Consider the following 681-nt stretch of genomic DNA (forward strand, 5'->3'; position numbering starts at 1 on the left):
AAAAAGAATCAATCGTTAATTAAATGTTAAAGCCTAATCAGTTCAATTTGTACTGTTTAGTCGATAAAAACATTTAAGACAAGATGACAGGGTGGCTGTTTTATCAGTTGCCCTTTTCTTGTTTAAGGTAATGATTTCAGTAATTGATTCTGATGTCAAGTCGGGTATAAACTTCACGACGGGATACCGGATCAGCATGAACGCTTTTTTCCATCCCATCACTGTTGATGCAGGGCAGCTCACGCTATCTCCTCCTTAATCCATCCTGCGATCTGCCCTGATTTTTTTAATCCGCTTTATTCCTTCTCACCGGCAGGCTCATCAGAACGATCGGTGTACAATCCCAGCTCCCGCTCCAGTGTTTTCCCCGTCACTTCCATATCGAGATCAATGTACTCCATCGTGGTCGCGACATTACGATGCCCCAGTAATCTTTTCACCAACGGCAGGTTCCGATCCGGCGCTTTCATCAGCGTCGTTGCCACGGTATGGCGAAAACGGTGAGGCGAGACGGCAAAATCACACTCCCTGGACAGCCGACGAAAGAAAGAACGGAGCTGTTGTTTTTCCCGATTGATATCATATTGGTAACGGGAAAGCCGGCTGGGGTGCGGCACACTTAACCGGCTGAGATCGAAAATTGGATCGTGGCCTTCAGCACCGGCAGCCATCGCCCTTGCC

At 47.6% G+C, this 681-nt stretch carries 1 protein-coding gene; it reads right to left on the reverse strand.

Annotation, left to right across the window (positions count from 1 at the left end; translation table 11 throughout):
* Positions 1 to 296 precede the first annotated feature (296 nt).
* Positions 297 to 681 (reverse strand): site-specific integrase (locus Xentx_RS18235; protein WP_139292552.1); only part of this gene is annotated, 385 nt, incomplete at its 5' end.

This window comes from Xenorhabdus thuongxuanensis (assembly GCF_001908095.1).
GTDB lineage: Bacteria > Pseudomonadota > Gammaproteobacteria > Enterobacterales > Enterobacteriaceae > Xenorhabdus > Xenorhabdus thuongxuanensis.